We start from the raw sequence: 23,543 nt of genomic DNA on the forward strand, positions 1-23,543 counted from the left end.
AGGGTAATACGTGTGTATCTTCACAAAATAATAAAAGCCTGAGTGCGTAAACACTCAGGCTTTTTTATGACTTAACCGTTAAATCAGGCAGCTTCGGTGTGGCGGGGTTTCGCCTCAGCCTTTTTTACGCTGTCTTTCTCCGCTTCAGGTTTTTGCGCAGCCAGTGCGTCCGGTTCAAACTCATCGACGTTAATGGAACGCAGACGGCTTTCTTCCGCACGGCTCAGGATCCGGGCGTCATCAGCACTCAGATGGCCGGCATCCAGACCTTTTTGCGCCAGAATATCCAGACGGGTGAATGGCAGCTTTTTGCCCATCGCATCGCACAGACGTTTGTGAACCGGCTCAGCGGCCAGAATATCCTGCAACGCTTCTTCCAGCAGACCGACCGGATTATGCTCGCTTGGCGTCAGATACTGACCACGCCCGATGCGGCTGCGGGTCGCGGAAGGCACCTGAAGAATACGTGCCAGTTCATGATCAAGTCGGTCAGACGGTGCGGCGTGTGAAAGGCCCAGCGGGAAAATCACCAGACGCATCACACCCGCCACGAAACGGTTCGGGAAGTTACGCAACAAATCGTCGATAGCCACTTCAGCCTGATGCAGACAATCCTGCACGCCCCAGTGAACCAGCGGTAAATCCTCTTCGTTACAGCCTTCTTCGTCATAACGTTTCAGCGTTGCCGTCGCCAGATACATCTGGCTGAGGATATCGCCGAGACGGGCAGAAATACGTTCGCGACGTTTCAGACTGCCGCCGAGCACGCCCATCGAAATATCAGACAGCAGCGCCAGGTTAGCGCTCAGACGGTTGATGTGCTGATAGTAACGCGCCGTTTTGTCGTTTACCGGCGTATCGCTGGTGCGCCCGCCGGTCAGACCGAGCCAGAAACTGCGCATTTTATTACTGCCGACATGGCCGATATGGCCGAACAGCGCACGGTCGAAATCGACCAGATCGTTTTTCTCAGCTGCTGCCATTTCACGCAGAACATAAGGATGGCAGCGGATCGCGCCCTGTCCAAAGATGATCATGCTGCGGGTCAGAATGTTGGCACCTTCCACGGTAATCGCAATCGGCGCGCCCTGATAAGAACGGGCCACAAAGTTGCTGGTACCGAGCATAATGCCTTTACCGCCGGTGATATCCATCGCATCCATCACGGCGCGCTGGCCGCGGTGGGTACAGTGGTATTTCACGATAGCTGACAGCACCGCCGGTTTTTCGCCCAGCATAATGCCGTTAGTAATCAAGGTAGCAGCGGCGTCCATCACATACGCGTTACCGGCGATGCGCGCCAGCGGTTCTTCGATACCTTCCATTTTACCGATAGGCAGTTTGAACTGACGGCGGATATAGGCATATGCGCCGGTCGCCAGCGCCAGAGATTTCAGGCTACCCGTGGAGTTAGATGGCAGGGTAATACCGCGACCGACAGACAGGCATTCCACCAGCATACGCCAGCCCTGACCGGCCATTTTCGGGCCGCCAATGATGTAGTCAATCGGCACGAAAATATCGTGGCCGCGCGTCGGACCGTTCTGGAACGGCACGTTGAGCGGGAAGTGACGATGGCCAATTTCGACACCGGCGGTATCTGTTGGGATCAGCGCACAGGTAATGCCCAGTTCGGTTTCGTTGCCGAGCAGATGTTCAGGGTCTTTCAGTTTAAACGCCAGGCCCAGCACGGTGGCGATAGGGGCCAGCGTGATGTATCGCTTGTTCCAGGTCAGACGCATACCGAGGACTTCTTTCCCCTGCCACTGGCCTTTACAGACGATACCGAAATCCGGAATAGCGCCGGCATCAGAACCCGCTTCCGGGCTGGTCAGGGCGAAACAAGGGATTTCCAGACCTTCAGCCAGACGTGGTAGATAATGATCTTTCTGTTCTTCAGTGCCGTAATGCTGCAGCAGTTCGCCCGGGCCGAGGGAGTTCGGCACACCGACGGTGATTGCCAGAATACCGGAAACACCGGCCAGTTTTTGCAACACACGTGCCTGAGCGTAAGCGGAGAATTCCAGGCCGCCGTATTCTTTCTTAATAATCATCGCGAAGAAGCGGTGTTCTTTCAGATACGCCCACAGTTCCGGCGGCAAATCCGCCAGTTCATGGGTAATCTGAAAGTCATTCGCCATGCGGCAGGCTTCTTCTACCGGGCCGTCGATAAAGCGTTGCTCTTCTTCAGTCAGGCGCTGTTCAGGATAATCCTGCAATTTTCTCCAGTCCGGCTTACCGCCAAACAGATCGCCTTCCCACCAGGTCGTCCCGGCTTCGATCGCTTCTTTTTCAGTGCGCGACATGGCCGGCATCACTTTACGGAAGGTACGAAGGGCAGGGGCTGAGAACAATGAACGACGCAGGGCCGGGATATTAAACGGCAGCAAAATGATCGCCAGCGGCAACAAAAGCCACAGCGTCCACAGATGAATGGCACCCATGACAGCGGTAAACGCCAGTAAAATCAGGCTGCTAAGGGCAAGATTGACCTTGTGGTAGAACAACACACCAAGGATCACGACAAATGCAACAATGCTAAGAACCATCATAGTAAAGCTCCTGAGTAGTAGGAGGTCTGACCTGTTGTAGGGATACAATGGTTTTAGTTCATGCTCATTTCTTTATCAATGTGTTTACATACTAATTACAACACAGCTCACAAACCGGCCGCACGAAGCGTCAAAAACTGAAACTATCGGAATCATTACCGCTTCATTGCTTCTCGCTGTTTCGGCTTTCCGTTAAACTGCACAGCGGAACGTTTTATTGCTATCGGCCGTGCGTAAACCGGCTGCAAATGGACATAAAAGAGGCTGCTATGTACCAGGATATTATCCGTACTGAACTGAACGAAGCTGCTGACACGCTGAATAAATTCATCAGCGATCCGGCAAATATTGAGTCTATTCAACGTGCAGCAGTGCTGCTGGCAGATTCATTCAAGGCGGGTGGGAAAGTGATTTCCTGCGGCAACGGCGGTTCACATTGTGACGCCATGCATTTCGCGGAAGAACTGACTGGCCGTTATCGCGAAAACCGTCCGGGCTATCCGGCGATTGCCATTTCTGACGTCAGCCACATCTCCTGCGTCGGCAACGATTTCGGTTACGAATACATTTTTTCCCGTTATCTGGAAGCGGTTGGCCAGAAAGGCGACGTTCTGCTGGGCATCTCCACTTCCGGTAATTCCGGTAACGTGATCAAAGCTATCGAAGCCGCGCGTGCCAAAGGCATGAAAGTCATTACCCTGACCGGTAAAGATGGCGGCAAAATGGACGGCTCAGCCGACGTGGAAATCCGCGTTCCGCACTTTGGTTTCGCTGACCGCGTACAGGAAATCCACATTAAAGTGATACATATCCTGATCTTATTGATCGAAAAAGAGATGGCAAAATAATTCGCCGCACGTGGGTAATACGGCGTTGAAATCTGGCTCAGAATGCTCATTTACTCTGTGTAAACTCCGCTTCTTCGCCAGATTTCGCCTTGTCTTACCTGAGTGCAGCGCATTATAAGAATAATAAAAGGAGGCAGGTGATGTGCGAATTGCTCGGGATGAGCGCTAACGTTCCTACTGATATTTGTTTCAGTTTCAGTGGGTTAGTGCAGCGCGGTGGCGGGACTGGCCCGCATAAAGACGGCTGGGGCATTACCTTTTATGAAGGTAATGGCTGTCGTACTTTTAAAGATCCGACGCCAAGTTTTAATTCGCCCATTGCCCGCCTTGTTCAGGAATACCCGATCAAATCCTGCGCGGTGATTTCTCATATTCGTCAGGCAAACCGTGGCGAAGTGGCGCTGGAAAATACCCATCCGTTTACCCGCGAACTGTGGGGACGCAACTGGACTTACGCACACAACGGCCAGCTTCGCGGTTACCGCCAGCTGGATACCGGCACGCTGCGCCCGGTCGGTCAGACTGACAGTGAATACGCATTTTGCTGGTTGCTGCATAAACTCACCCAACGTTATCCGCGCCGCCCAGCAAGCTGGCCGCCGGTATTTCGCTATATCGCGTCGCTGGCTGATGAGTTACGGCAGAAAGGGGTGTTTAACATGTTGCTGTCGGACGGTAATTTCGTGATGGCATACTGCTCGACGAATTTGCACTGGATCACGCGGCGGGCGCCTTTCGGTAAGGCAACGTTGTTGGATCAGGATGTGGAAATTGATTTTCAGCAGCAGACGACACCGGATGATGTCGTCACCGTGATTGCCACGCAACCGCTGACCGCAAACGAAACCTGGAACAAGATTGCTCCAGGTGAGTTCGCGTTATTTCATCGGGGCGAACGCCAGCTGTGAGGACAGCGGGGTGTTAGACAACGGCTGCAGCACTTCATATTTACCATCACTCACCACGACATTCGGTGGCTGATGGTGTTTCTCAAAGTACGCATATCCCGGCTGCAACTGGCTCCAGAAGCTGTAGTAGCTTGAGTTTTTGTGCGCCTTCATATTGGCATCGGTCATTTTGAACGGGTAAATGCTGATCTGCAGGTTACGCTGCCCGAACTGGAATGCCGCCTGCACATAGGTAAAGATTTCGTCCATGTAGCCGTCGGTCATGGCATAGCAACCGATAGACTTACAGTTCCCGTGGATCATCAGATACTTACCGGAATAGCCCTGCGAGATGTCGTAAGCGTTGGGGAAACCGATGTTGATGGCGCGATAAAAGCGGCTGTCGGGTTTCAGGTGGTGAATATCCACGTTGTAGAAACCTTCCGGGCTTTTGAAATCACCTTCGCGACGTTTATTTCCCAAACCGCCGGAAAAATCGCAGATGCCGTAGCTGCCGATCAGACGAAATTCGCCGTCGAGCTGGGCATACAATTCGAGTTTACGTTCTTGTTTGAAGATCTGGATATAAACCGGAGCGCCTAACAATTGCTTTTTAAGCGTCGCGTTGACCGGGACAGCATCGCTGGCCACGGCGTAATTTGCTGTAAATAAAGGCAAACTGAGGAGCATCGCAAGAAACAGCGCGATTCTGATCATTCTAAATCCTGCTTGGTAATAATTTCGATTATTTTGTCTACAGCTGAACTGCCTGTAAGACCGCCACTGATTTTCTTCTTATGTACTGCCTGTCTGAAACGATGCCATATTAATACTGATTAATTTTTTAGCAATCACCAAATAATGAATAATGAGTTTCCTAATCGGAAATTTATTACCTTGCCATGAATGGTGATGAATTGAGCGAAATTAACCAACATTTTCTGTGTTGGAAATCTCCACATTGAACTGTATACTTATACAGTCTTTGGGGAGGGCTATGCGTAAAATCATTCATGTGGATATGGACTGCTTTTTCGCGGCTGTCGAGATGCGCGACGATCCTTCCCTGCGCGACATTCCCATCGCCATCGGCGGCAGTCGTGACCGCCGTGGTGTCATCAGTACCGCCAATTATCCTGCACGCAAGTTCGGTGTACACAGCGCAATGCCTACCGGCATGGCCCTGAAACTCTGCCCGCATCTGAAAGTCATTCCCGGCAGAATGGACGCTTATAAAGAAGCGTCAAACCACATTCGTGAAATCTTCGCGCGTTATACGCCATTGATTGAACCGTTGTCACTCGACGAAGCTTATCTGGATGTTTCCGACGCTACCCAGTGCAACGGTTCCGCCACGCTTATCGCCGCTGAAATTCGTCAGGCGATTTTCGATGAAATCAATCTGACGGCTTCTGCGGGCATTGCGCCAATAAAATTTCTGGCAAAAATCGCCTCAGATCTGAACAAACCCAACGGCCAGTTTGTGATTACGCCCGATAAAGTGGACGCATTTTTACAAGATTTGCCGCTGAGCAAAATTCCCGGCGTCGGCAAAGTTACCGCCCAGCGATTGCAGGAGCAGGGGCTGATCACCTGCGGCGACGTGCAACGTTACGATCTGGCGAAACTGCTTAAACGTTTTGGCAAATTCGGGCGTGTGTTGTGGGAACGTTGTCAGGGGATCGACGAACGTGAGATCTCCCCCGAGCGGTTGCGTAAATCCGTCGGTGTGGAACGTACGCTGGCCGAAGATATTCACAGCTGGGAAGAGTGCGTGGCGCTGATCGAACGTTTGTATCCTGAACTGCAAACACGTTTAAGCCGTGTCAGCCCGGATCTGCGCATTGCGCGACAGGGCGTAAAGCTCAAATTCCACGATTTCCAGCAAACCACGCAGGAACACGTCTGGCCGGTACTGAATAAAGAAGATTTACTGAAAGTCGCACGTGATGCCTGGGAACAGCGGCGTGGCGGAAGAGGGGTCAGGCTGGTGGGGTTACATGTGACGTTGCAGGATCCGCAGATAGAGCGTCAGCTTCTATTGGATTTGAGCTCCTCCCCCTGCGAAGGGGGAGGAGCTTAAATATCATTTCTTTTCAGGGATCGCTTTCAGCAGGGCCGTCAGCAGTTTCCAGTACAGCTCGACGCTGGCGATTTCAACCTGTTCATCCGGCGAGTGCGGGCCGGTGATGGTTGGCCCGATGGAAACCATGTCCATCTCCGGGTACGGTTTTTTGAACAGACCGCATTCCAGACCGGCGTGGATCACCATGATGTTCGGGGTTTTATTGAACAGCGACTGGTAAGTTTCACGCACCAGCGTCATCACCGGTGAGCTTGGCTCCGGTTTCCAGCCAGGGTAGCTGCCTTTTGCCAGGCTTTTCGCGCCAGCCAGTTCACTCAGTGAGTTGAGCATGCTGACCACATATTCTTTACCGCTGTCGATAAGAGAACGGATCAGGCTGTTGATCGCCACTTCGTCATCTTTCATGGTGACAACACCGACGTTCAGCGAGGTTTCTACCACGCCTTTCACGTCATCACTCATGCGGATCACGCCGTTTGGCGTCGCGTTCAGCAGCGCAAGGAATTTCCCCTGAGTTTCAGCAGTCAGCGCTTTCGCGTTGCTTTCGGCCGCTTCTGTCACCAGGGCGATTTTCTTCTCAACCGCTGACAGTTCGAACTGAATGGTCGCCAGGAATTCCTGTGCTGCCGCTTTCAGTGCGTCTGTTTTATCCGCAGCAACGGCCAGAGTTGCAATCGCTTCACGCGGGATGGCGTTACGCAGTGTGCCGCCGGTGAAATCCAGCAGACGCAGGCCCAGTGTCTCGGCGTTGTCTGCCAGGAAACGCGCCAGCAGTTTGCTTGCGTTACCCAGACCTAAATGGATATCAGCGCCGGAGTGGCCGCCTTTCAGTCCTTTCAGGGTCAGCTTCAGCGTAGTGAAACCGGCCGGAACCGCTTCACGGCTCAGTGGCAATGTGGCGGTAAAATCAATGCCGCCGGCGCAACCCATGTAGATTTCGCCTTCGGTTTCAGAATCGGTGTTGATCAGGATTTCAGACTGTAACCAGTCTGGTTGCAGGCCGAATGCGCCTGCCATGCCGGTTTCTTCGGTCATGGTCAGCAGCACTTCAAGCGGACCGTGCTCTACGCTGTCATCAGCCAGAACTGCCAGCGCGGACGCCATGCCGATACCATTGTCAGAACCCAGCGTGGTGCCGCGGGCTTTTACCCAACCGTCTTCGATGAACGGCTGGATCGGATCTTTAGTGAAATCATGAACGGTATCGTTGTTTTTCTGCGGCACCATATCGAGGTGCGCCTGCAGGGCAACGGCTTTGCGGTTTTCCATGCCTTTTGTGGCCGGTTTACGCAGCAAAATGTTGCCGACTTCATCACGCTCAGCGTGGATACCCTTTTCCTGTGCCCATTCAACGATGTGTTTTGCCAGTTCTTCTTCATGATAAGAAGGGTGCGGAATTGAACAGATTTTGGCAAAAATATCCCACAACGGTTGTGGCGAAAGCTGAGACAGTTCAGACACTATAAGTCTCCTGTAACAGTCAGCTCATTCAGGCTCCGTTTGCAGGGGAACTGATTGAGATGCTGTAGGTTTAAGGTTAAGTAATCCCCGCCAGACTGTGTGGCGAGTGGCCTGACAGAATATCACTTAATCTTAACCTGTGCGCGGGGACGGGGAGAAATTCCGGGTTTTTTGGGGCGCTTTGACCAGATAATCGCTGGTTTTTGTGAGACGGACTCACTATAATCTCGCGCAACCTTTTTTCCCCCCATTATTTATTTAGAAGCCGTTAATTCACTGGCTGGGACACCTTTATGAGCGAAAAATACGTTGTAACCTGGGACATGCTGCAAATCCACGCCCGCACCATGGCTAAACGCCTGCTGCCGGCAGAACAATGGAAAGGCATTATTGCCGTCAGCCGTGGCGGTCTGGTCCCTGCAGCGTTGCTGGCTCGCGAGCTGTGCATCCGCCATGTCGATACCGTGTGTATCTCCAGCTATGACCATGATAATCAGCGCGAAATGCAAGTGCTGAAACGCGCAGAAGGCGACGGTGAAGGCTTCATCGTGATCGACGATCTGGTGGATACCGGCGGCACCGCGAAAGCGATCCGCGAAATGTACCCGAAAGCGCATTTCATCACCATCTTCGCCAAACCTGCTGGCGCACCGCTGGTCGATGATTATGTGATCGACATTCCGCAGAACACCTGGATCGAGCAGCCGTGGGATATGGGGGTCATCTTTGTGCCTCCATTAGTGGGTAAGTAATTTTCCCTTAGTGTTTATAAACGCCTGGCTTATTGCCGGGCGTTTTGCTTTTGTTGACTTGAAATCCTTTCCGCTTGACCTCACCCCTCACTTGTCGCAACGTGGTCGGGTTATAATCCCGTCCAGAAATGATCGCCTGCGGGCGACCTGCTGCTTGCTAACGGAGGATCTTGCATCATGGCTCCAGCCAACCTTACGGAAAAACTGTTTAAACCTTCCTTTAAATATCCGGAAACTTCGACGCTGGTTCGTCGCGTTCATCATCATAATACGCACCCGCCGATGCACACTGCGCTGGAAGGCGACACGGTAAATTGCTGGTACAGAACCATTAACCGCCTGATGTGGATGTGGCGGGGTGTCGATCCTTTAGAAGTCGAAGAAGTGCTGTCGCGGATTGCGGTTTCCAAAGCCGAGCACAGCGATCCGCTGCTGCTGGACACCGTGATTGGCTATCGTAACGGCAACTGGGTTTACGAATGGTCAAATCAGGCGATGGCGTGGCAGCAAAAAGCCGCAGAAGAAAAAGATCCGAACCTTGCCAGCGAATACTGGCTGAAGGCGGCAAACCTTTACAGTATCGCCGGTTATCCGCATCTGAAAGGCGATACCCTGGCAGAGCAGTCAGAAGCACTGGCCAATAAAGCCTTTGAGAAATCGTCAGAACATTCGCCGTATTCTCTCAAAGAGATCGAGTTCAAAATTCAGGGCGGGGCGCCGATCATCGGTTTTCTGCATCTGCCAAACGAAGGCAAAGCGCCGTTCCCGACGGTGATGGTGTGCGGCGGTCTGGATACGTTGCAAAGTGACCATCAGCGTCTGTTCCGTTCTTATCTTGCGCCGATGGGCATTGCGATGCTGACCATCGACATGCCGTCGATCGGGTTCTCGTCGAAGTGGAAACTCACTCAGGACACCAGCTTCCTGCATCAGCAGGTATTGCACCAGCTTGCTGATGTTGCGTGGGTCGATGCCAGCCGTGTCAGCCTGCTCGGTTATCGTTTTGGCGCGAACGTCGCGGTGCGTCTGGCCTATCTCGAACCGCGCCGTGTGTGTGCCGTTGCCACATTAGGCGCACTGGTGCATTCATTGCTGAGCGACCCGAAATGTCAGGAACAGGTGCCGGATATGTATATGGATGTGCTGGCCAGCCGCATCGGCATGTCGAGCGCGTCGGATTCCGCACTCAAAACCGAACTTAATCGATATTCTCTGAAAATGCAGGGGCTGCTGGGGCGCAGAACGCCGACGCCAATGCTGGCCGCCTACTGGGAAAATGACATCTTCAGTCCGAAGGCGGAAGCCAGGTTGATTGCGGATTCCTCATCGGAAGGCAAGCTTTTAGCCATTCAGAACGAGCCACTTTATGAGCATTTTGACAAGGCGTTGCATGAGATTTGTGAGTGGTTGCAAAAGCATATGCGTTAACTTAACAGTTGCTAATTCCTAACGTTTTGCTAAAAAGGATCGTCTTTCAATGGAGGTTGTACTATGACGTTACCAAGTGGTCATCCTAAAAGCAGGCTAATGAAACGTTTCGGTACACTGGGGCCGTACATTAGAGAAGGGAAATGCGAGAACGACCGCTTTTTCTTTGACTGCTTAGCTGTCTGTGTGAACGTGAAGCCCGCGCCAGAGAAGCGTGAATTCTGGGGCTGGTGGATTGAATTACAGGCCGAAGCTGAACGTTTTACCTATGTTTATCATTTCGGTTTGTTCGATAAAGATGGCATCTGGAAAGCGCAAAACATTAAAGATGCTGAAGTTCGTGAGAAGCTTGAGACGACATTAATAGGGTTCCACAAGAACCTGAACAAGATGATTGAAGAGATGTCGCTCAAACTGGAACCCGCTGATGATTTCAGCGAACAACCGGTGAAGCTCTCCGCCTGACTTTCCGTACTACCCATTCCCATACTGAATGCTGCTATTATAGCGTTATGCCGGTTGGCATAACGCTTCTCCCCTGTTAAAAAGACAAAGAAGCACTTCTTATTCACACTAATGGAACGATTATGAGTGGTAGTCAGACACTGGTTGTAAAACTGGGCACCAGCGTGCTCACTGGCGGTTCACGCCGCCTCAACCGTGCTCACATTGTTGAGCTTGTCCGCCAGTGCGCGCAGCAACATGCGGCAGGGCATCGGATTGTGATTGTGACGTCGGGCGCAATTGCCGCCGGGCGTGAACATCTTGGCTACCCCGAACTCCCCGCCACCATTGCTTCCAAACAACTGCTGGCTGCCGTCGGGCAAAGCCGTTTGATCCAGCTGTGGGAGCAATTGTTCTCTATTTATGGCATCCACATTGGTCAGATGCTGCTGACGCGTGCCGACATGGAAGACCGCGAGCGGTTCCTCAACGCCCGTGACACCATGCATGCGCTGCTTGATAACCATATCGTGCCGGTGATTAACGAAAACGATGCGGTGGCGACGGCTGAGATCAAAGTCGGCGATAACGACAATCTCTCCGCGCTGGCGGCAATTCTTGCCGGTGCCGATAAACTGCTGCTGCTGACCGATCAGCGCGGGCTTTTCACCGCCGATCCGCGTACCAACCCGCAGGCAGAGCTTATCCGCGAAGTCATGACGATTGATGATGAACTGCGCGGCGTGGCAGGCGACAGCGTTTCCGGTCTGGGCACTGGCGGTATGGCGACCAAATTGCAGGCGGCAGATGTCGCATGTCGTGCGGGTGTCGATACCATTATTGCCGCAGGCAACCTGCCGGGCGTGATTGGTGATGTGATTAACGGCGTGTCTGTCGGCACACGTTTTCACGCGATGCAGACGCCGCTGGAGAACCGCAAACGCTGGATCTTCGGTGCACCGCCAGCCGGTGAAATCACTATCGACGATGGCGCGGTTTCCGCCATGATGGAGCGCGGCAGTTCACTGCTGCCAAAAGGTATCCGCGAAGTGAAAGGCGATTTCTCGCGTGGCGAAGTGATCCGCATCCGCAATCTGAACGGACGCGACCTCGCGCACGGTGTCAGCCGCTATAACAGCGATGCGATGCGCATGATTGCCGGTCATCACTCTCAGCAGATCAGCGAAATTCTCGGTTACGAATACGGCCCGGTTGCCGTGCATCGTGACGACATGATTGTCAGTTAAGGAGCCACAGATGCTTAACGAGATGGGCAAAGCTGCGAAAGCCGCGTCCTGGCAACTCGCCACCCTCAGCACCGCGCAGAAAAACCGTGCGCTGATGCTGATGGCCGACATGCTTGAGGCCAACAGCCAGAGCATTATTCTTGCCAACGAACTCGACATGTCCGCCGCCCGCGAAAGCGGCATGAGCGAAGCCTTATTAGACCGCCTGTTGCTGACGCCCGCGCGCTTATCGGCGATTGCCAGCGACGTGCGCGATGTCTGCCGCCTGAGCGATCCGGTCGGGCAGGTGATTGACGGTTCACAGCAGGACAGCGGTTTGCGTCTCGAACGCCGCCGTGTGCCGCTCGGCGTGATCGGCGTGATTTATGAAGCGCGTCCGAACGTCACCATCGACGTCGCCAGCCTGTGCCTGAAAACCGGCAACGCCGTAATCCTGCGCGGTGGCAAAGAAACGCACCACACTAATCAGGCGACGGTTAATGTCATCCAGATGGCGCTTGAAGAGTGCGGACTGCCGAAAGCGGCGGTTCAGGCGATCGACAGCCCGGATCGCGCACTGGTCGCAGAACTGCTGCGTCTGGATAAATACGTCGACATGCTGATCCCACGCGGTGGCGCGGCGCTGCATAAACTGTGCCGCGAACAATCCACCATTCCGGTGATCACCGGCGGTATCGGGGTGTGTCATACGTTTGTGGATGAAAGCGCAGATTTCGATAAAGCGCTGACCGTGCTGGAAAGCGCGAAAGTGCAGCGTCCGAGTGCCTGTAACAGCCTGGAAACCGTGCTGGTGCATGAAGCCATTGCCGCCCGATTCCTGCCGGAACTGAGCGACAAAATGTCCCGCGCAGGCGTTACGCTGCATGCCAGCGAATCCGCAATGCCGTATCTGCAAAACGGCCCGGCGAAAGTGCTGGCGGTAACTGAAGAAGATTATTCAGATGAATGGTTGTCACTGGATCTGAACGTGACGGTCGTCGCCGATCTGGATGCCGCCGTGGCGCATATCCGCACCTACGGCACCGAGCATTCCGATGCGATCCTCACGCGTTCTATCAGCAGCGCCGACAGGTTCGTGCGAGAAGTGGATTCCTCAGCGGTATACGTCAACGCCAGCACCCGTTTCACCGACGGCGGTCAGTTCGGTTTAGGCGCAGAAGTGGCGGTCAGTACCCAAAAACTGCACGCCCGCGGCCCGATGGGATTAGAAGCCCTGACGACCTACAAATGGATTGGTTACGGCGACGATTTAGTCCGTCCGTAACAGTCAGCACCGGTGGATTTTTAGTCATGAAGCCGGTGCTAATCCCCTATTTTGCTTAGGGTGATGAGAAAAGCAGCAAACGCACTGCAGGGGGCTTGACGGCAGCGTCATATTTCACTAATTTAGCACCCCGTAGTCCCCCGGTAACACTCCAAAATGCCGACTTAGCTCAGTAGGTAGAGCAACTGACTTGTAATCAGTAGGTCACCAGTTCGATTCCGGTAGTCGGCACCATTTCAAAGTCTTTTCAAGTCAAGTCCCATTAATAAAACCCTTTAAAATCAAACAAAAAAATACCTTTTCCACTCTTTTGGTGTCAACCCGTGTCTATTGAAATGAACACATGATTGGGGTCACGATGCGGGGCATCTCGAGTTCGGTCTAAAAAACTGCGCCTGTTACCGCTCCACTTTGCTTAACCCACGCTGACTGCCGTGGAACGGTGAAGCTGATTTCATAAACTGTCTGACATTTTTCAGTAGCTGCCACATTGTCCTGTAACGGCGTTTACGCGGTACCGTTTCATGCAGCGTAAGCCACAAGAGTTCTATTCTGTTGACCCATAGTGAGTAAACTGGCTGATAAATAACAATAATCTTTGAATTTTACCTTCAGCCACTCCTGTATTACGCGCAGTTATATAGCCTGTTTATGCAACCCAGCGGTTGTTCCACGAATCTTTAAATATAATATTGCCCTCGCAACACTTCCAAGTAATAACTTCATAGCGCATTTGGATTGTTTCAAAGTGCGTTCCCGTCTGACCACCTTGGTATAAGTTCGGTGTAATTGACGTTATTTTTACATTTTCAAGAATTATATTAAAATACTCGGATTCGATGCCTGCATCTAAGATCTGGTACATCTTAAATGTTGCGGATTTCATGGTAAGCCCCTGGCTCAGTCCTTTGTATAAAAGCGGTGTAACCTTATCAAATTCCTTTTGAAATGATAAAGGTGAATGTACCCGCGTTCCCGTTAATCGTCCCGTATTCGAGTCGGTTGGGACCTGTACATTATGAGTCAACGACTTTAATTCTATGGCTCCGACTCGACCAGAAACTAAAGAACCGCCTATAACAGGTGATCCATTTTCATCAGTTAACCATAAATATGCTGGATTTGACATTTTACACACTTATAAATTGTGTAATTTCAAATAACTACATTGGAAAAAATTTATCTAATAATTTCCCCAGAAGATAGACACAGACGGCAAGCGTAAAAATAGAAAGTAGTCTCATTGTCCAGGTTTCGAAGTGGAAAAAGAAATATATTCCCAACCAGACAGCAATCGCGCCTACCAACGCACCCAATATCCCCTTAATGATGCCCATGGTCACCACTCACTTTAGATTCTACACGTTCCAGTATGTTATCAAAGGCGGGGATTCCCTGTTGTCGTCTTACGATCAGAGCATCCACAAAGGGTTTAAGTGCCGGTTCAAACATAAAGTAGAGTAAGTCATAATCTTTTACACGCAGCACCTGATATAATTCAGGTTCGTCTACGCTGAGCTGTTCCGATGTTCTTATACAGCGCTCCTTCATTCCTCCTATAAGCAAAATGTTACCTACAGCACCCCCCCGCAGAGCTACTGTCCAGCCAGCCCGCTGAGCAATTGCCTTAGCTATCGTTGATGAAATCGCAGAATTAGTAACGGCGCGCCCTATTATTGAGAATGAGCCAAGGCTCAACACCTTGTTTTGTTTGCTTACAGATACATATTGATCAAACTTTGAGAAAACAATCTCTATCGCATCTAGAATTCGGTCGTAATTAAGAATTCCGTTCCTCATCGCCTGGATTATTCTGATTGTTTCAGTTTCGTGAGAGTAATGTGAATCAGTGTCGAATACACCATACGCCATATAACCCAGATCGAGAGGTACGGAAATAGCACCGTTAATAAAACCTAATACTGAGTCAGGTGATATAATGATATCGGCAATTCGTGTGGCGATTTCCTCATAATTGCTCATGCTAATTCCTTTTATTAGCCAGTTCCCAGCGTGTGAGTATACTCCCCCTTTTGGCAGTGGATATATAAAAAGAGGTTTCCTCTGTATACATGCCAGCCCTCCCGACTCCACATCTTACGGTTTTGCCACTGCCATGGATTAGATTAGTATTAACCATAACTAATCCTCTGTCGTTTGACGCGAAATATTAATCACATCAATGATTAAGATATATTATGTGTTCCGGTAGTTGGCACCATTTCTGCTTTAATTTTTATATCATAAAACAATTAATTCATTTAAGACCTCACCTTCTGTCTATTTTTTTCCTTTTTTACCCAAAAAAATACCGACTTAGCCAGATCTCCTTTGCCTCAATCATGAGCCAGATCAGGATACTGTCAGCCGAATATCTAAAGTGCTGGATGTGCCTGTTGCCTATTTTTATGCCGAGGAAGACGAGCTTGCTGCGCTGATTATTGAATTCCACGGGAATAGAAAGTTGCCGGGAAAGCTAATTAGCATTCAGGCGTCAGATCATATCTCTGCCGCCTGTGAATTATCACCAATGCTATTTCTCTTCACTTTTCGCAGCAGCAATAAGTTTACCGCATAAAGCTTTATTTTCAGCCGGGCAGGACTCAGATGATAGTGTAATGATCTGATGCAGGTCATCCGTATCCAGCGTGGAATTGATATGCCTCACAACATACTTTTCAAATCCTGAATCGTGAATTATCAGAGATTGCAATTTTGCGTTTTCCGGCCATTCATCAACAAGTATTCTCGCGATTGCTTCTGAATTCCCTTCAGCAATACTGCCATCATCACATTGCGGGTAAGCGACGTAATTCTTTTGTATTGCTTCCCATGAATCCAGATTATCGAAAGCTAAATCAGCAGTTTCAGCATAAAGTACAGTACAACGCTTTGCATGAGTAGTGCCAGAAATGAGAGCCAGTGACAGAAAAATTAGGACAACTTTCATTCTATATCCATTCATTATCATGTGTTATTTTCTGCGATAGATGCGTTTTGATATCGAATTTATCTCGCTTGAAATAATTTAAAAGGCTATTTGTGCCATAAATATTTAATATACTTTTCACTCAATAACTAGGTAATAGTGATGGATATGACTATTGATTTTATCTATTTCTATAAATAAGCAGAATAACTTAATGTGGTTATATATTTTGATTTGTCTCAATGTTTGGGGATTTATATTTTTTGTTCGTTGTGAGTGTTTATTTAAGCTGCTTATTATACCGACTGAATTCACCTCAGCGGACGAAAATAAATATGGAAATGCAATTCACTAATGAACTGAATCAGGAATTACTGGATGTCATTAATGCCTCTCTTTTCACGGCTGAACAGCTGGCTGAAATGGATGAAAGCGCGAGGGCTGTGGTTGAGGAACAGGCCGCATTTGCACGTCAGCATCCTGTGATTGCGATTTACCGGCTGGCGGTTTCGGGCAGCGGAGCGTAACGGATGGGGTATCGTTCAAATTGTTATGGTCGCGGACAGGCGCTGCACGGTGATAAAACCACGACGGGCGCGGTGTGCATCACCTCACTGCCGAATGCCACAGAGCACGGACTTGGCGTGGTCCGCATCGGGGATGTCACAACTGACTGCCCGAAATGTGGTCGTCGCGGAAAAATCACCAGCGGAGAGCCGCATTGCATCTATGACGGTCTTGCTTCTGCCGTGGATGGTTCGCAGGTTTTATGCGGTTGCCCGCCGGGGACGAACCGGGTTATCGCGCCAGCCGGACAATGGATGGGGAGAGGTAAATCACCTTCCGAACTGGCGCGTGAAAAGTGGGAAGCAGAGCGTGCCGCGATATTACGGGTTCAGGCTGAGAAAGAAGCGGCAGAACAGGCCAGACGTTCGATGCCGGTGTTTGCGAAATCCGCGGAATGTGGCGCAGGAAATACCGAAGCACGAACCTGTGAGGAGCAACATCATAACTTCGGGCGGATGTCTTACGGCGTACCGACGCCGGTCGCTGGCATAAAGCCCGAAATTGAGCAGCATGCGCAGGCAGCGAAGCGTAAGAAACCAGCCGGGGATAAAACGCCGTGGTACAAAAAGTTTTTTGGCGCGAAGGCTGATACTCCCGCGCAGTCTGGCATGCCGCTGGCTATCCCTGTGGCAACGGGCAGCGGCACTGAGCTCATTGCGGCGGGCATGAATGCACTGCGCGGCGTGACGTCGATCCGCTCCGGCAGCCTGTTCGTGAATCCGGTAGCCGTGGGTGTCATCGGAATTTTTTATTCGAACAAGCTGAACGCCGGTGAGGAGGATATTTTAAGCGACAGCCAGCTTGCGGCGCTGGCCGGAAAATCTGCCCCGACGCGGATCCGCTTTCAGTGGGTGAAGGATAAATATGGCCGGTTAACACCGGTGGCTTATCACACCGGCGCTGACAGCGGACAGGATCAGGTTCGTGTGCGCGCCATGCGGTGGAACACGTTCACGGGTAATTATGAGTTCCGGGCGGATGGCGCGGAAAAGCCCACCATCATCTGGACGCCAGACGAGCTGGAGTTTAAAGCGCCCACTAATACCGGTAATCGTGACGAGCCGTATTTACCTTCGACCATCACCGTATTACCGTTACCCGGCGCGGAAGAAATGGGCAGTACCTCAACCTCGCTGCCGATCCCGGATGAATCCTCATTTGATGATTACATCCTGGTCAATCTGCCGCATGGCATGCCGCCGGTTTATATTTATCTGAGTAATGACCACAAATACCATGTGGCACCAAGAGGAAATCCTCCCTTGCCAGCATTTCCTGATGCTAAAAGGGCGCCACGAAAAACAGCTATACAAGGTGGGGGGGGATTAAGAGTTAGATGGAAAGATTCTAAAGGTAAGATTTATGAATGGGATTCACAACATGCTACCGTCGAAGTCTATGACAAAAGCGGGCGTAACCATTTAGGTGAGTTTAATCCTGAAACGGGGTTACAAACGAAACCAGCAGATTCAAGTCGGAGAGTTGAAAAATAATGATTGTTTATAGCATTGAAATCTTTGATGAGTTCAGCGAGGAGTTAGTGCGGGAGATAGAGATCCCTGAAGCTAACGTAGATTTTGTCGCTGAAATCATGAAATGGAATGCAACAGATAAAATTTCATTTATCCGTGGGATTGGGGGATTTAACGTTACAAAGACACAAGCATTAGAATTGGAATCTATGCTGGGGATTAAATTTTATGCAGAGCAAAAAATTATTCAAATTTCAGGTGGTGAGATTTAATCATTAACACCCATACGGTATTGATTATACAAATGACAGTGAATATTAAAGCACTGCTTCAATATCTGGGCAAAGGGTACTCGGAAATTGTTGATGCTGAATTAATTCCTTATAAAACTAATCCCAAGGGTGCATCTGGTTCACCAGTGATAATTCTTGAAATGGCAAAAGAAGGCCTATCTTTAGCGTTTAAACGTGAGGGACGCATCCTTATTGAAATAACAATGAACATTCAGCATGAAAAGGTTAATGGATGGGAGTTCCCCAATGAATTGCCGTCTCCGTTACAGAAAACTATGTCGCGGCAGTGGGTTCATGAAACTTTTGGAGAGCCAGAACGTAGCGTTCCTCCAAAAGTGATTATGAAAAAAGCATTTGGCTGGGTTGAGCTGTTTACTGTCGAAGGATTTGCCTTGCCGCTAAGCATGCAATTTGATTATGACCATATGGACAGAGTGAAGGAGGTAGCGTTTATACCCACCTCAGAACTCCGCTGGTAACCCCAAAAATTCCACTCATGCCCGCAGCACCTTCCTGCGGGCATAGATCTTTCTCTCTGACGAACTCACTCCAGATCCGGCAGCCCCTCAATCAGTTTATCCAGCGTCACCGGATAATCCCGCACCCTGACGCCTGTGGCGTTATAAATGGCATTGGCGATGGCGGCGCTGACGCCGCACAGGCCCAGTTCGCCGACGCCTTTGGCTTTCATGGGGGAAGAAACCGGATCGGTGTCGTCGAGGAAAATCACTTCCTGTTCAGGGATGTCGGCGTGTACCGGCACTTCATAGGCTGCCAGATCGTGATTCACGAAATATCCCAACTCTTTGTCGATATTCAGTTCTTCCGTCAGCGCAGCCCCGACGCCCATGGTCATCGCGCCGATCACCTGGCTGCGTGCCGTTTTCGGATTAAGGATCCGGCCCGCAGCGCAGACCGCCAGCATGCGGCGGACACGGGTTTCGCCGGTCGCGATATCCACGCCGACTTCGACGAAATGCGCAGCGAAGGTCGATTGCTGGAACGTCTTATCCAGCCCGCCGAACTCGATGGTGTCTTCCGCTGTGAGGGTGCCGCTGGCGGCGGCTTTGGCGAGCGGGGCGGTGCGCTCGCCCTGACAAATCAGTTCATCGGTAAACACGGCGTTATCCGCATCAAACCCGAGCTTTTCAGCGACAGCTTCGCGCAGTTTCACACAGGCAGCGTACACTCCGGCGGTGGAGGTATTCGCTCCCCACTGGCCGCCGGAACCGGCAGATACCGGGAAGTCGGAATCGCCCAAACGCACCACCACTTTTTCCATGGGAACGCCCATCATCTCAGCGGCGGTCTGGGCGATAATGGTGTAACTGCCGGTGCCGATATCGGTCATATCGGTCTCCACCGTTACGACACCCTGCGCGTCGAGATGCACCCGCGCAGCGGATTTATCCAGCAGATTGTTACGAAAGCCCGCCGCGACGCCCATACCGATCAGCCAGCGTCCGTCGCGAACCTGTCCCGGTGTGGTATTACGACGATGCCAGCCGAATTTATCTGCGCCGGTGCGCAGGCATTCAATCAACTGACGACGTGAAAAGAAACGTTCGGTATTGAGCGGATCCACCTGCGTGTCGTTGATAATACGAAACTCAACCGGATCGACGCCGGCTTTCTCTGCCACTTCGTCGATAGCGATTTCCAGCGCCATCAGGCCGGGCGCTTCTCCTGGAGCACGCATGGAATTGCCTTCGGGCAGATCCAGTTGCGCCAGCCGCAGTCCGATCAGGCGGTTTTTGCCCGCATAAAGCAGTTCGCTTTGCTGAACGGCCAGCTCCGGTGCGCCGCCTGGCAGGTTGCCGGACCAGCTTTCGTGGGCGATGGCGGTGATCCGGCCTTTTACATCCGTGCCTATACGGATGTGCTGAATAGTGGCCGGACGGTGCGTGGTGTTATTGGGGATCAGCGGTCGGGGCAACATCACTTTCACCGGCCGGTGTGCAGCACGGGCCGCCAGCGCCGCCAGCACGGCATCGCAGCGCAGAAACAGTTTGCCGCCGAAACCGCCGCCGATGTATGGCGAAAGCACCCGCACCTTCTCTTCGGGAATATTCAGCGTTTTGGCAAGTTCACTGCGACACCAGGCGATCATCTGGTTCGAGGTGCGCAAGATCAGCTTGTCGCCTTCCCAGACGGCCAGCGAGGCATGCGGCTCCATCGCCATATGGCTCTGATCCGGCGTGGTGTAAGTGGCGTCATGCTGCACCGGTGAAGCAACAAAGGCGGTGTCGAAATCACCTGCGGTTTTGTCTGGCGTATCTTCCGGCGGAGTGGTGACGGCAGGCTTTTGCTCTGCCAGGCTGTACGCACCTTGTTCACGCTGGTAGTCAACGTTGATCAATGACGCGGCGGCGCGTGCCTGCTCGAAGGTCTCCGCCACAACCACAGCAATCGCCTGATGATAGTGTTCAATCTGCGGACCGCCCAGCAGTGCGGCGGTATTCATCTCACCTTTGCCCAGCTTCCCGGCGTTGGCCGCGGTGACGATGGCCAGCACGCCGGGCGCGCTTTCGGCGTCATGCAGGTCCATCGCGGTGATCCGGCCTTTGGCAATGGCGGCCCCGAGGACATAACCGTAAGCGGCGCCCGGCACTTCATTCTGCCATTCATAGGCGTAGGGCGCGGTGCCGGTGGTTTTAAGCGGACCGTCGATGCGGTCATGCGCACGACCAACCACTTTCATCTGGTCGATCGGATTGTCTGTTGCAGGCGTGTCGAATTTCATCTGTTATGCCCTCGCTTCAGTCAGTACGGAGGCGAGCGTTCGCTTCGCCAGTATCAGCTTGAACGCATTCTCAGGCGTCGGTTGCGCAGCGGCGAACAACCGCGCGTAAACCTCTCCCGCACCGTTCGCCACCTGTGCATCGGCTTCTGCCAGCCTCCAGGGTTTATGCGCCACACCGCCGAGTGCGACACGACCGGTGCCGTCGGGCTGTACGATGGCAGCAACCGACACCAGCGCAAAAGCGTAAGATGCGCGGTCACGGACTTTGCGGTAAACATGCGTGCCTCCCGCAGGGGGCGGCAGGATAACGGCGGTGATTAGTTCACCTTTGGCCAGCACGGTTTCCAGATGTGGCGTATCGCCCGGTGCAAGGTAGAAGTCGGCCAGCGGAATGAGGCGCACCGCGCCGTCAGGGTTGATGGTTTCCACTACGGCATCGAGCAATTGCATCGCGACGGCCATGTCGCTCGGGTGTGTGGCGATGCAGGCCGCGCTTGCGCCGACGACGGCATGCTGGCGGCTGAAGCCCCTGATGGCCGCACAACCACTGCCGGGCTGACGTTTATTGCACGGCTGGTTGGTATCGTAAAAATACGGGCAGCGGGTACGCTGGAGCAGGTTACCGGCGGTAGTCGCCTGATTGCGTAACTGGCCGGAGGCTCCCGCCAGCAGCGCCCGCGACAGCACGGCATAGTCGCGGCGGATGCGCAAATCAGCGGCCAGATCGGTATTACGTACCAGCGCGCCAATGCGCAAGCCGCCGTTGCCGTCGGGTTCAATGGTATCCAGTGCCAGACCGTTGACGTCAATCAGATGGGAAGGTTGCTCGATCTCAAGTTTCATCAGATCCAGCAGGTTGGTACCGCCCGCAATAAATTTTGCACCGGGATGCTGTAAGGCACTGCTGGCAGCGTCGGCGGGCGTCTTGACCCGTTCATAGGTAAAAGCCTTCATGGTTTTTGTCCTCCGGCGACGTCTTCAATCGCGGCAAGAATGTTGGAATACGCGCCACAGCGGCAGATATTGCCACTCATGCGTTCGCGGATTTCTTCTGCGGTACGTGGAGGAGGAGAAACCAGATCCAGCGTGACGTGGCTGGGAATGCCGCTTTCGATTTCCTGTAACACGGCGACTGAGGAGCAGATCTGCCCCGGCGTGCAGTAACCGCACTGGTAGCCGTCGTGTCTGATAAATGCAGCCTGCATCGGATGCAGGTTGTCAGGCGTGCCAAGACCTTCAATGGTGGTGACGTCGGCGTCCTGATGCATCACTGCCAGCGTCAGGCAGGCGTTGATCCGGCGACCATCGACGATAACGGTACAGGCGCCGCACTGGCCGTGGTCGCAGCCTTTTTTAGTGCCGGTCAGTTGCAGGTTTTCGCGTAACGCGTCCAGCAGGGTAGTGCGCGTATCAACGACCAGCTGGCGGATCTGGCCATTCACTTTCAGTTTAAGATGGGACTGATGCGTTTCATTGTCATGGTTGCTCATGCCAGACCTCCGGTATTACAAAATTTGACTCAAAAAGGGGGTGACTTCGCGGGTGCCTTTGCGGCATTTTTTTATCACGAAGCCTTAAGCATAGTCGGCGATGGCGTTGGGATTAATCCTGAAGTCCGGCTTCTTCAGTTTGTTCTTCTTTCAGTCCTGCATTTTTCCCTTCACTGGCTTCGTCAGTTCCCGCGCATAACGGATGAAATCCGCCAGTGCTTTGTTTTTCAAATGCCGCTGCCAGCTGAGTGTCAGCGTAGTGGTGGCGCCGGGATCGGTCAGGAAACAGTAATTCACATCGGGGATCATCACTGAGCGCTGGGTTTCCGGGACTAACGTCACGCCCATGCCCATCGACACCAGCCCGATCGCCACCGACACATCGCGTGTGAACTGAATTTTCTGCGGCACAAATCCGGCCTGCTGACAGGCGTTGAGGGCTGACCAGCCGAGGCCGACACCCGCCGGGTCTTTCTGGATAAGGAACGGTGAGTCTGACAGTGAGGAAAGGTCGATTTTTTTTCCTGAACAGGCCGGATGGTCGCGCGGCAGCACAGCGATCAGCGGACGGGTGGCGACGTCGAGATATTCCAGCTCAGGAAACTGCGGCACCGGCGAACGCACCAGCGCGATATCCAGCTGATAATTGAGCAAAAGTGTTAGCTGCTCGTGAACGTTATGTTCCTCAATGACGATATCAATATCGGGTTTATGCTTGCGGTAACCATTAATTAACAGCGCCAGGGCCGGATCCAGAATCGACGATCCGACATAACCGAGTTTGAGTTGTCCTTTGTGCCCGAGGCGCAAACTGCGTGCGTTTTCGAGAAATTTATCGTAGTGGGTGATGGCGATGCGCGCTTCTTCCACCAGTTGCTGCCCCTCAAAGGTCAGCGCCACGTGGCGCTTGTCACGGGTGAAAAGGGGGATCCCCAGTGACTGTTCCAGTTGCTTGATGTGCTGACTTAATGCCGGCTGGGCGATGTTCAGTTGCAGCGCGGCTTTACCAAAGTGCAGCACTTCCGCCAGCACCACAAATGAGTGTAATTGTCGGTAATCCATAGGTCCTCCTGAGCGTTT

Annotated in this window: 22 protein-coding genes and 1 tRNA gene; 13 read left to right on the forward strand and 10 right to left on the reverse strand. The window is 52.3% G+C overall.

Features of this window, described 5'->3' with window-relative positions:
* Positions 1–83: 83 nt before the first annotated feature.
* Positions 84–2,552: an acyl-CoA dehydrogenase FadE gene (fadE, locus tag J1778_RS17795; protein ID WP_217174300.1), complete on the reverse strand. Its 2,469-nt coding sequence runs from the start codon at positions 2,550–2,552 to the stop codon at positions 84–86.
* A gap of 269 nt (positions 2,553–2,821) precedes the next feature.
* Here fadE and lpcA point away from each other — a divergent pair, with 269 nt between their 5' ends.
* Positions 2,822–3,400: a D-sedoheptulose 7-phosphate isomerase gene (lpcA, locus tag J1778_RS17800; protein ID WP_120163197.1), complete on the forward strand. Its 579-nt coding sequence runs from the start codon at positions 2,822–2,824 to the stop codon at positions 3,398–3,400.
* A gap of 140 nt (positions 3,401–3,540) precedes the next feature.
* The gene (locus J1778_RS17805) at positions 3,541–4,308 is read left to right on the forward strand and encodes a class II glutamine amidotransferase (protein WP_015696178.1); all 768 of its coding nucleotides are present in this window, start codon (positions 3,541–3,543) and stop codon (positions 4,306–4,308) included.
* Here the strand turns inward: J1778_RS17805 and dpaA are convergent.
* Positions 4,279–5,004, reverse strand: a complete 726-nt coding sequence (gene dpaA, locus J1778_RS17810) for a peptidoglycan meso-diaminopimelic acid protein amidase (protein ID WP_217174301.1) — start codon at positions 5,002–5,004, stop codon at positions 4,279–4,281. The genes J1778_RS17805 and dpaA overlap by 30 nt on opposite strands.
* A gap of 280 nt (positions 5,005–5,284) precedes the next feature.
* Here dpaA and dinB point away from each other — a divergent pair, with 280 nt between their 5' ends.
* A complete protein-coding gene (gene dinB / locus J1778_RS17815) occupies positions 5,285–6,370 on the forward strand; it encodes a DNA polymerase IV (RefSeq protein WP_217174302.1) in 1,086 nt (361 codons plus the stop codon).
* 3 nt (positions 6,371–6,373) lie between these two features.
* Here the strand turns inward: dinB and pepD are convergent, their stop codons facing one another.
* Complete coding sequence (pepD, locus tag J1778_RS17820) at positions 6,374–7,834, reverse strand: beta-Ala-His dipeptidase (RefSeq protein WP_217174303.1); 1,461 nt, start codon at positions 7,832–7,834, stop codon at positions 6,374–6,376.
* Between the two features lie 293 nt (positions 7,835–8,127).
* Here pepD and gpt point away from each other — a divergent pair, with 293 nt between their 5' ends.
* From gpt to J1778_RS17850, 6 genes are all read left to right on the forward strand, one after another.
* Complete coding sequence (gene gpt, locus J1778_RS17825) at positions 8,128–8,586, forward strand: xanthine phosphoribosyltransferase (protein ID WP_112290918.1); 459 nt, start codon at positions 8,128–8,130, stop codon at positions 8,584–8,586.
* 177 nt (positions 8,587–8,763) lie between these two features.
* Positions 8,764–10,014 carry an esterase FrsA gene (frsA, locus tag J1778_RS17830; protein ID WP_217174304.1) on the forward strand — a complete coding sequence of 417 codons (1,251 nt, stop codon included), beginning with the start codon at positions 8,764–8,766 and terminating at the stop codon, positions 10,012–10,014.
* A 63-nt stretch (positions 10,015–10,077) separates the two neighbouring features.
* The gene (crl, locus tag J1778_RS17835; protein WP_217174305.1) at positions 10,078–10,479 is read left to right on the forward strand and encodes a sigma factor-binding protein Crl; all 402 of its coding nucleotides are present in this window, start codon (positions 10,078–10,080) and stop codon (positions 10,477–10,479) included.
* A 122-nt stretch (positions 10,480–10,601) separates the two neighbouring features.
* A complete protein-coding gene (gene proB / locus J1778_RS17840) occupies positions 10,602–11,705 on the forward strand; it encodes a glutamate 5-kinase (RefSeq protein ID WP_217174306.1) in 1,104 nt (367 codons plus the stop codon).
* A gap of 10 nt (positions 11,706–11,715) precedes the next feature.
* Positions 11,716–12,969: a glutamate-5-semialdehyde dehydrogenase gene (proA, locus tag J1778_RS17845; protein WP_217174307.1), complete on the forward strand. Its 1,254-nt coding sequence runs from the start codon at positions 11,716–11,718 to the stop codon at positions 12,967–12,969.
* 158 nt (positions 12,970–13,127) lie between these two features.
* Positions 13,128–13,203 (forward strand) — tRNA-Thr (locus J1778_RS17850).
* A 415-nt stretch (positions 13,204–13,618) separates the two neighbouring features.
* Here the strand turns inward: J1778_RS17850 and J1778_RS17855 are convergent.
* From J1778_RS17855 to J1778_RS17865, 3 genes are all read right to left on the reverse strand, one after another.
* Positions 13,619–14,098: an Hcp family type VI secretion system effector gene (locus tag J1778_RS17855; RefSeq protein ID WP_217174308.1), complete on the reverse strand. Its 480-nt coding sequence runs from the start codon at positions 14,096–14,098 to the stop codon at positions 13,619–13,621.
* A 194-nt stretch (positions 14,099–14,292) separates the two neighbouring features.
* On the reverse strand, positions 14,293–14,952 hold the full coding sequence (locus tag J1778_RS17860; RefSeq protein ID WP_217174309.1) for a hypothetical protein: 660 nt from the start codon (positions 14,950–14,952) through the stop codon (positions 14,293–14,295).
* A gap of 550 nt (positions 14,953–15,502) precedes the next feature.
* Positions 15,503–15,919, reverse strand: a complete 417-nt coding sequence (locus J1778_RS17865; protein ID WP_217174310.1) for a hypothetical protein — start codon at positions 15,917–15,919, stop codon at positions 15,503–15,505.
* A gap of 314 nt (positions 15,920–16,233) precedes the next feature.
* On the opposite strand from J1778_RS17865, the gene J1778_RS17870 reads away from it, so the two are divergent.
* From J1778_RS17870 to J1778_RS17885, 4 genes are read left to right on the forward strand one after another with little or no spacing between them, the layout of a single operon-like run.
* Positions 16,234–16,425 (forward strand): hypothetical protein, encoded by a 192-nt coding sequence (locus J1778_RS17870; protein WP_238484785.1) that lies wholly within the window; start codon positions 16,234–16,236, stop codon positions 16,423–16,425.
* Positions 16,426–16,428: 3 nt separating this feature from the next.
* Entirely contained in the window at positions 16,429–17,958 is a 1,530-nt protein-coding gene (locus J1778_RS17875) for an S-type pyocin domain-containing protein (protein WP_217174311.1), read from the forward strand.
* A complete protein-coding gene (locus J1778_RS17880; protein WP_217174312.1) occupies positions 17,958–18,209 on the forward strand; it encodes a DUF7683 domain-containing protein in 252 nt (83 codons plus the stop codon). Before J1778_RS17875 ends, J1778_RS17880 begins: the two co-directional genes overlap by 1 nt.
* 32 nt (positions 18,210–18,241) lie before the next feature.
* Entirely contained in the window at positions 18,242–18,709 is a 468-nt protein-coding gene (locus tag J1778_RS17885; RefSeq protein ID WP_217174313.1) for a DUF6392 family protein, read from the forward strand.
* Positions 18,710–18,774: 65 nt separating this feature from the next.
* Here J1778_RS17885 and paoC read toward each other — a convergent pair whose 3' ends face one another.
* The 4 genes from paoC to J1778_RS17905 form a co-directional block, all read right to left on the reverse strand.
* Positions 18,775–20,973 (reverse strand): aldehyde oxidoreductase molybdenum-binding subunit PaoC, encoded by a 2,199-nt coding sequence (gene paoC, locus J1778_RS17890; RefSeq protein WP_217174314.1) that lies wholly within the window; start codon positions 20,971–20,973, stop codon positions 18,775–18,777.
* Between the two features lie 3 nt (positions 20,974–20,976).
* On the reverse strand, positions 20,977–21,927 hold the full coding sequence (locus J1778_RS17895; RefSeq protein WP_217174315.1) for an FAD binding domain-containing protein: 951 nt from the start codon (positions 21,925–21,927) through the stop codon (positions 20,977–20,979).
* Positions 21,924–22,463 (reverse strand): aldehyde dehydrogenase iron-sulfur subunit PaoA, encoded by a 540-nt coding sequence (paoA, locus tag J1778_RS17900; protein ID WP_217174316.1) that lies wholly within the window; start codon positions 22,461–22,463, stop codon positions 21,924–21,926. Before paoA ends, J1778_RS17895 begins: the two co-directional genes overlap by 4 nt.
* A 150-nt stretch (positions 22,464–22,613) precedes the next feature.
* Positions 22,614–23,525: a LysR substrate-binding domain-containing protein gene (locus J1778_RS17905; protein WP_217174317.1), complete on the reverse strand. Its 912-nt coding sequence runs from the start codon at positions 23,523–23,525 to the stop codon at positions 22,614–22,616.
* Positions 23,526–23,543: the final 18 nt, after the last annotated feature.

The organism is Rahnella bonaserana (assembly GCF_019049675.1).
Classification (GTDB): Bacteria; Pseudomonadota; Gammaproteobacteria; order Enterobacterales; family Enterobacteriaceae; genus Rahnella; species Rahnella bonaserana.

Bases quoted from the DNA above. Each gene is read 5' to 3' on its own strand.
- fadE (WP_217174300.1), bottom strand. From the start codon at position 2,552: ATGATGGTTCTTAGCATTGTTGCATTTGTCGTGATCCTTGGTGTGTTG.
- lpcA (WP_120163197.1), top strand. From the start codon at position 2,822: ATGTACCAGGATATTATCCGTACTGAACTGAACGAAGCTGCTGACACG.
- J1778_RS17805 (WP_015696178.1), top strand. From the start codon at position 3,541: ATGTGCGAATTGCTCGGGATGAGCGCTAACGTTCCTACTGATATTTGT.
- dpaA (WP_217174301.1), bottom strand. From the start codon at position 5,004: ATGATCAGAATCGCGCTGTTTCTTGCGATGCTCCTCAGTTTGCCTTTA.
- dinB (WP_217174302.1), top strand. From the start codon at position 5,285: ATGCGTAAAATCATTCATGTGGATATGGACTGCTTTTTCGCGGCTGTC.
- gpt (WP_112290918.1), top strand. From the start codon at position 8,128: ATGAGCGAAAAATACGTTGTAACCTGGGACATGCTGCAAATCCACGCC.
- frsA (WP_217174304.1), top strand. From the start codon at position 8,764: ATGGCTCCAGCCAACCTTACGGAAAAACTGTTTAAACCTTCCTTTAAA.
- crl (WP_217174305.1), top strand. From the start codon at position 10,078: ATGACGTTACCAAGTGGTCATCCTAAAAGCAGGCTAATGAAACGTTTC.
- proB (WP_217174306.1), top strand. From the start codon at position 10,602: ATGAGTGGTAGTCAGACACTGGTTGTAAAACTGGGCACCAGCGTGCTC.
- proA (WP_217174307.1), top strand. From the start codon at position 11,716: ATGCTTAACGAGATGGGCAAAGCTGCGAAAGCCGCGTCCTGGCAACTC.
- J1778_RS17855 (WP_217174308.1), bottom strand. From the start codon at position 14,098: ATGTCAAATCCAGCATATTTATGGTTAACTGATGAAAATGGATCACCT.
- J1778_RS17860 (WP_217174309.1), bottom strand. From the start codon at position 14,952: ATGAGCAATTATGAGGAAATCGCCACACGAATTGCCGATATCATTATA.
- J1778_RS17865 (WP_217174310.1), bottom strand. From the start codon at position 15,919: ATGAAAGTTGTCCTAATTTTTCTGTCACTGGCTCTCATTTCTGGCACT.
- J1778_RS17870 (WP_238484785.1), top strand. From the start codon at position 16,234: ATGGAAATGCAATTCACTAATGAACTGAATCAGGAATTACTGGATGTC.
- J1778_RS17875 (WP_217174311.1), top strand. From the start codon at position 16,429: ATGGGGTATCGTTCAAATTGTTATGGTCGCGGACAGGCGCTGCACGGT.
- J1778_RS17880 (WP_217174312.1), top strand. From the start codon at position 17,958: ATGATTGTTTATAGCATTGAAATCTTTGATGAGTTCAGCGAGGAGTTA.
- J1778_RS17885 (WP_217174313.1), top strand. From the start codon at position 18,242: ATGACAGTGAATATTAAAGCACTGCTTCAATATCTGGGCAAAGGGTAC.
- paoC (WP_217174314.1), bottom strand. From the start codon at position 20,973: ATGAAATTCGACACGCCTGCAACAGACAATCCGATCGACCAGATGAAA.
- J1778_RS17895 (WP_217174315.1), bottom strand. From the start codon at position 21,927: ATGAAGGCTTTTACCTATGAACGGGTCAAGACGCCCGCCGACGCTGCC.
- paoA (WP_217174316.1), bottom strand. From the start codon at position 22,463: ATGAGCAACCATGACAATGAAACGCATCAGTCCCATCTTAAACTGAAA.
- J1778_RS17905 (WP_217174317.1), bottom strand. From the start codon at position 23,525: ATGGATTACCGACAATTACACTCATTTGTGGTGCTGGCGGAAGTGCTG.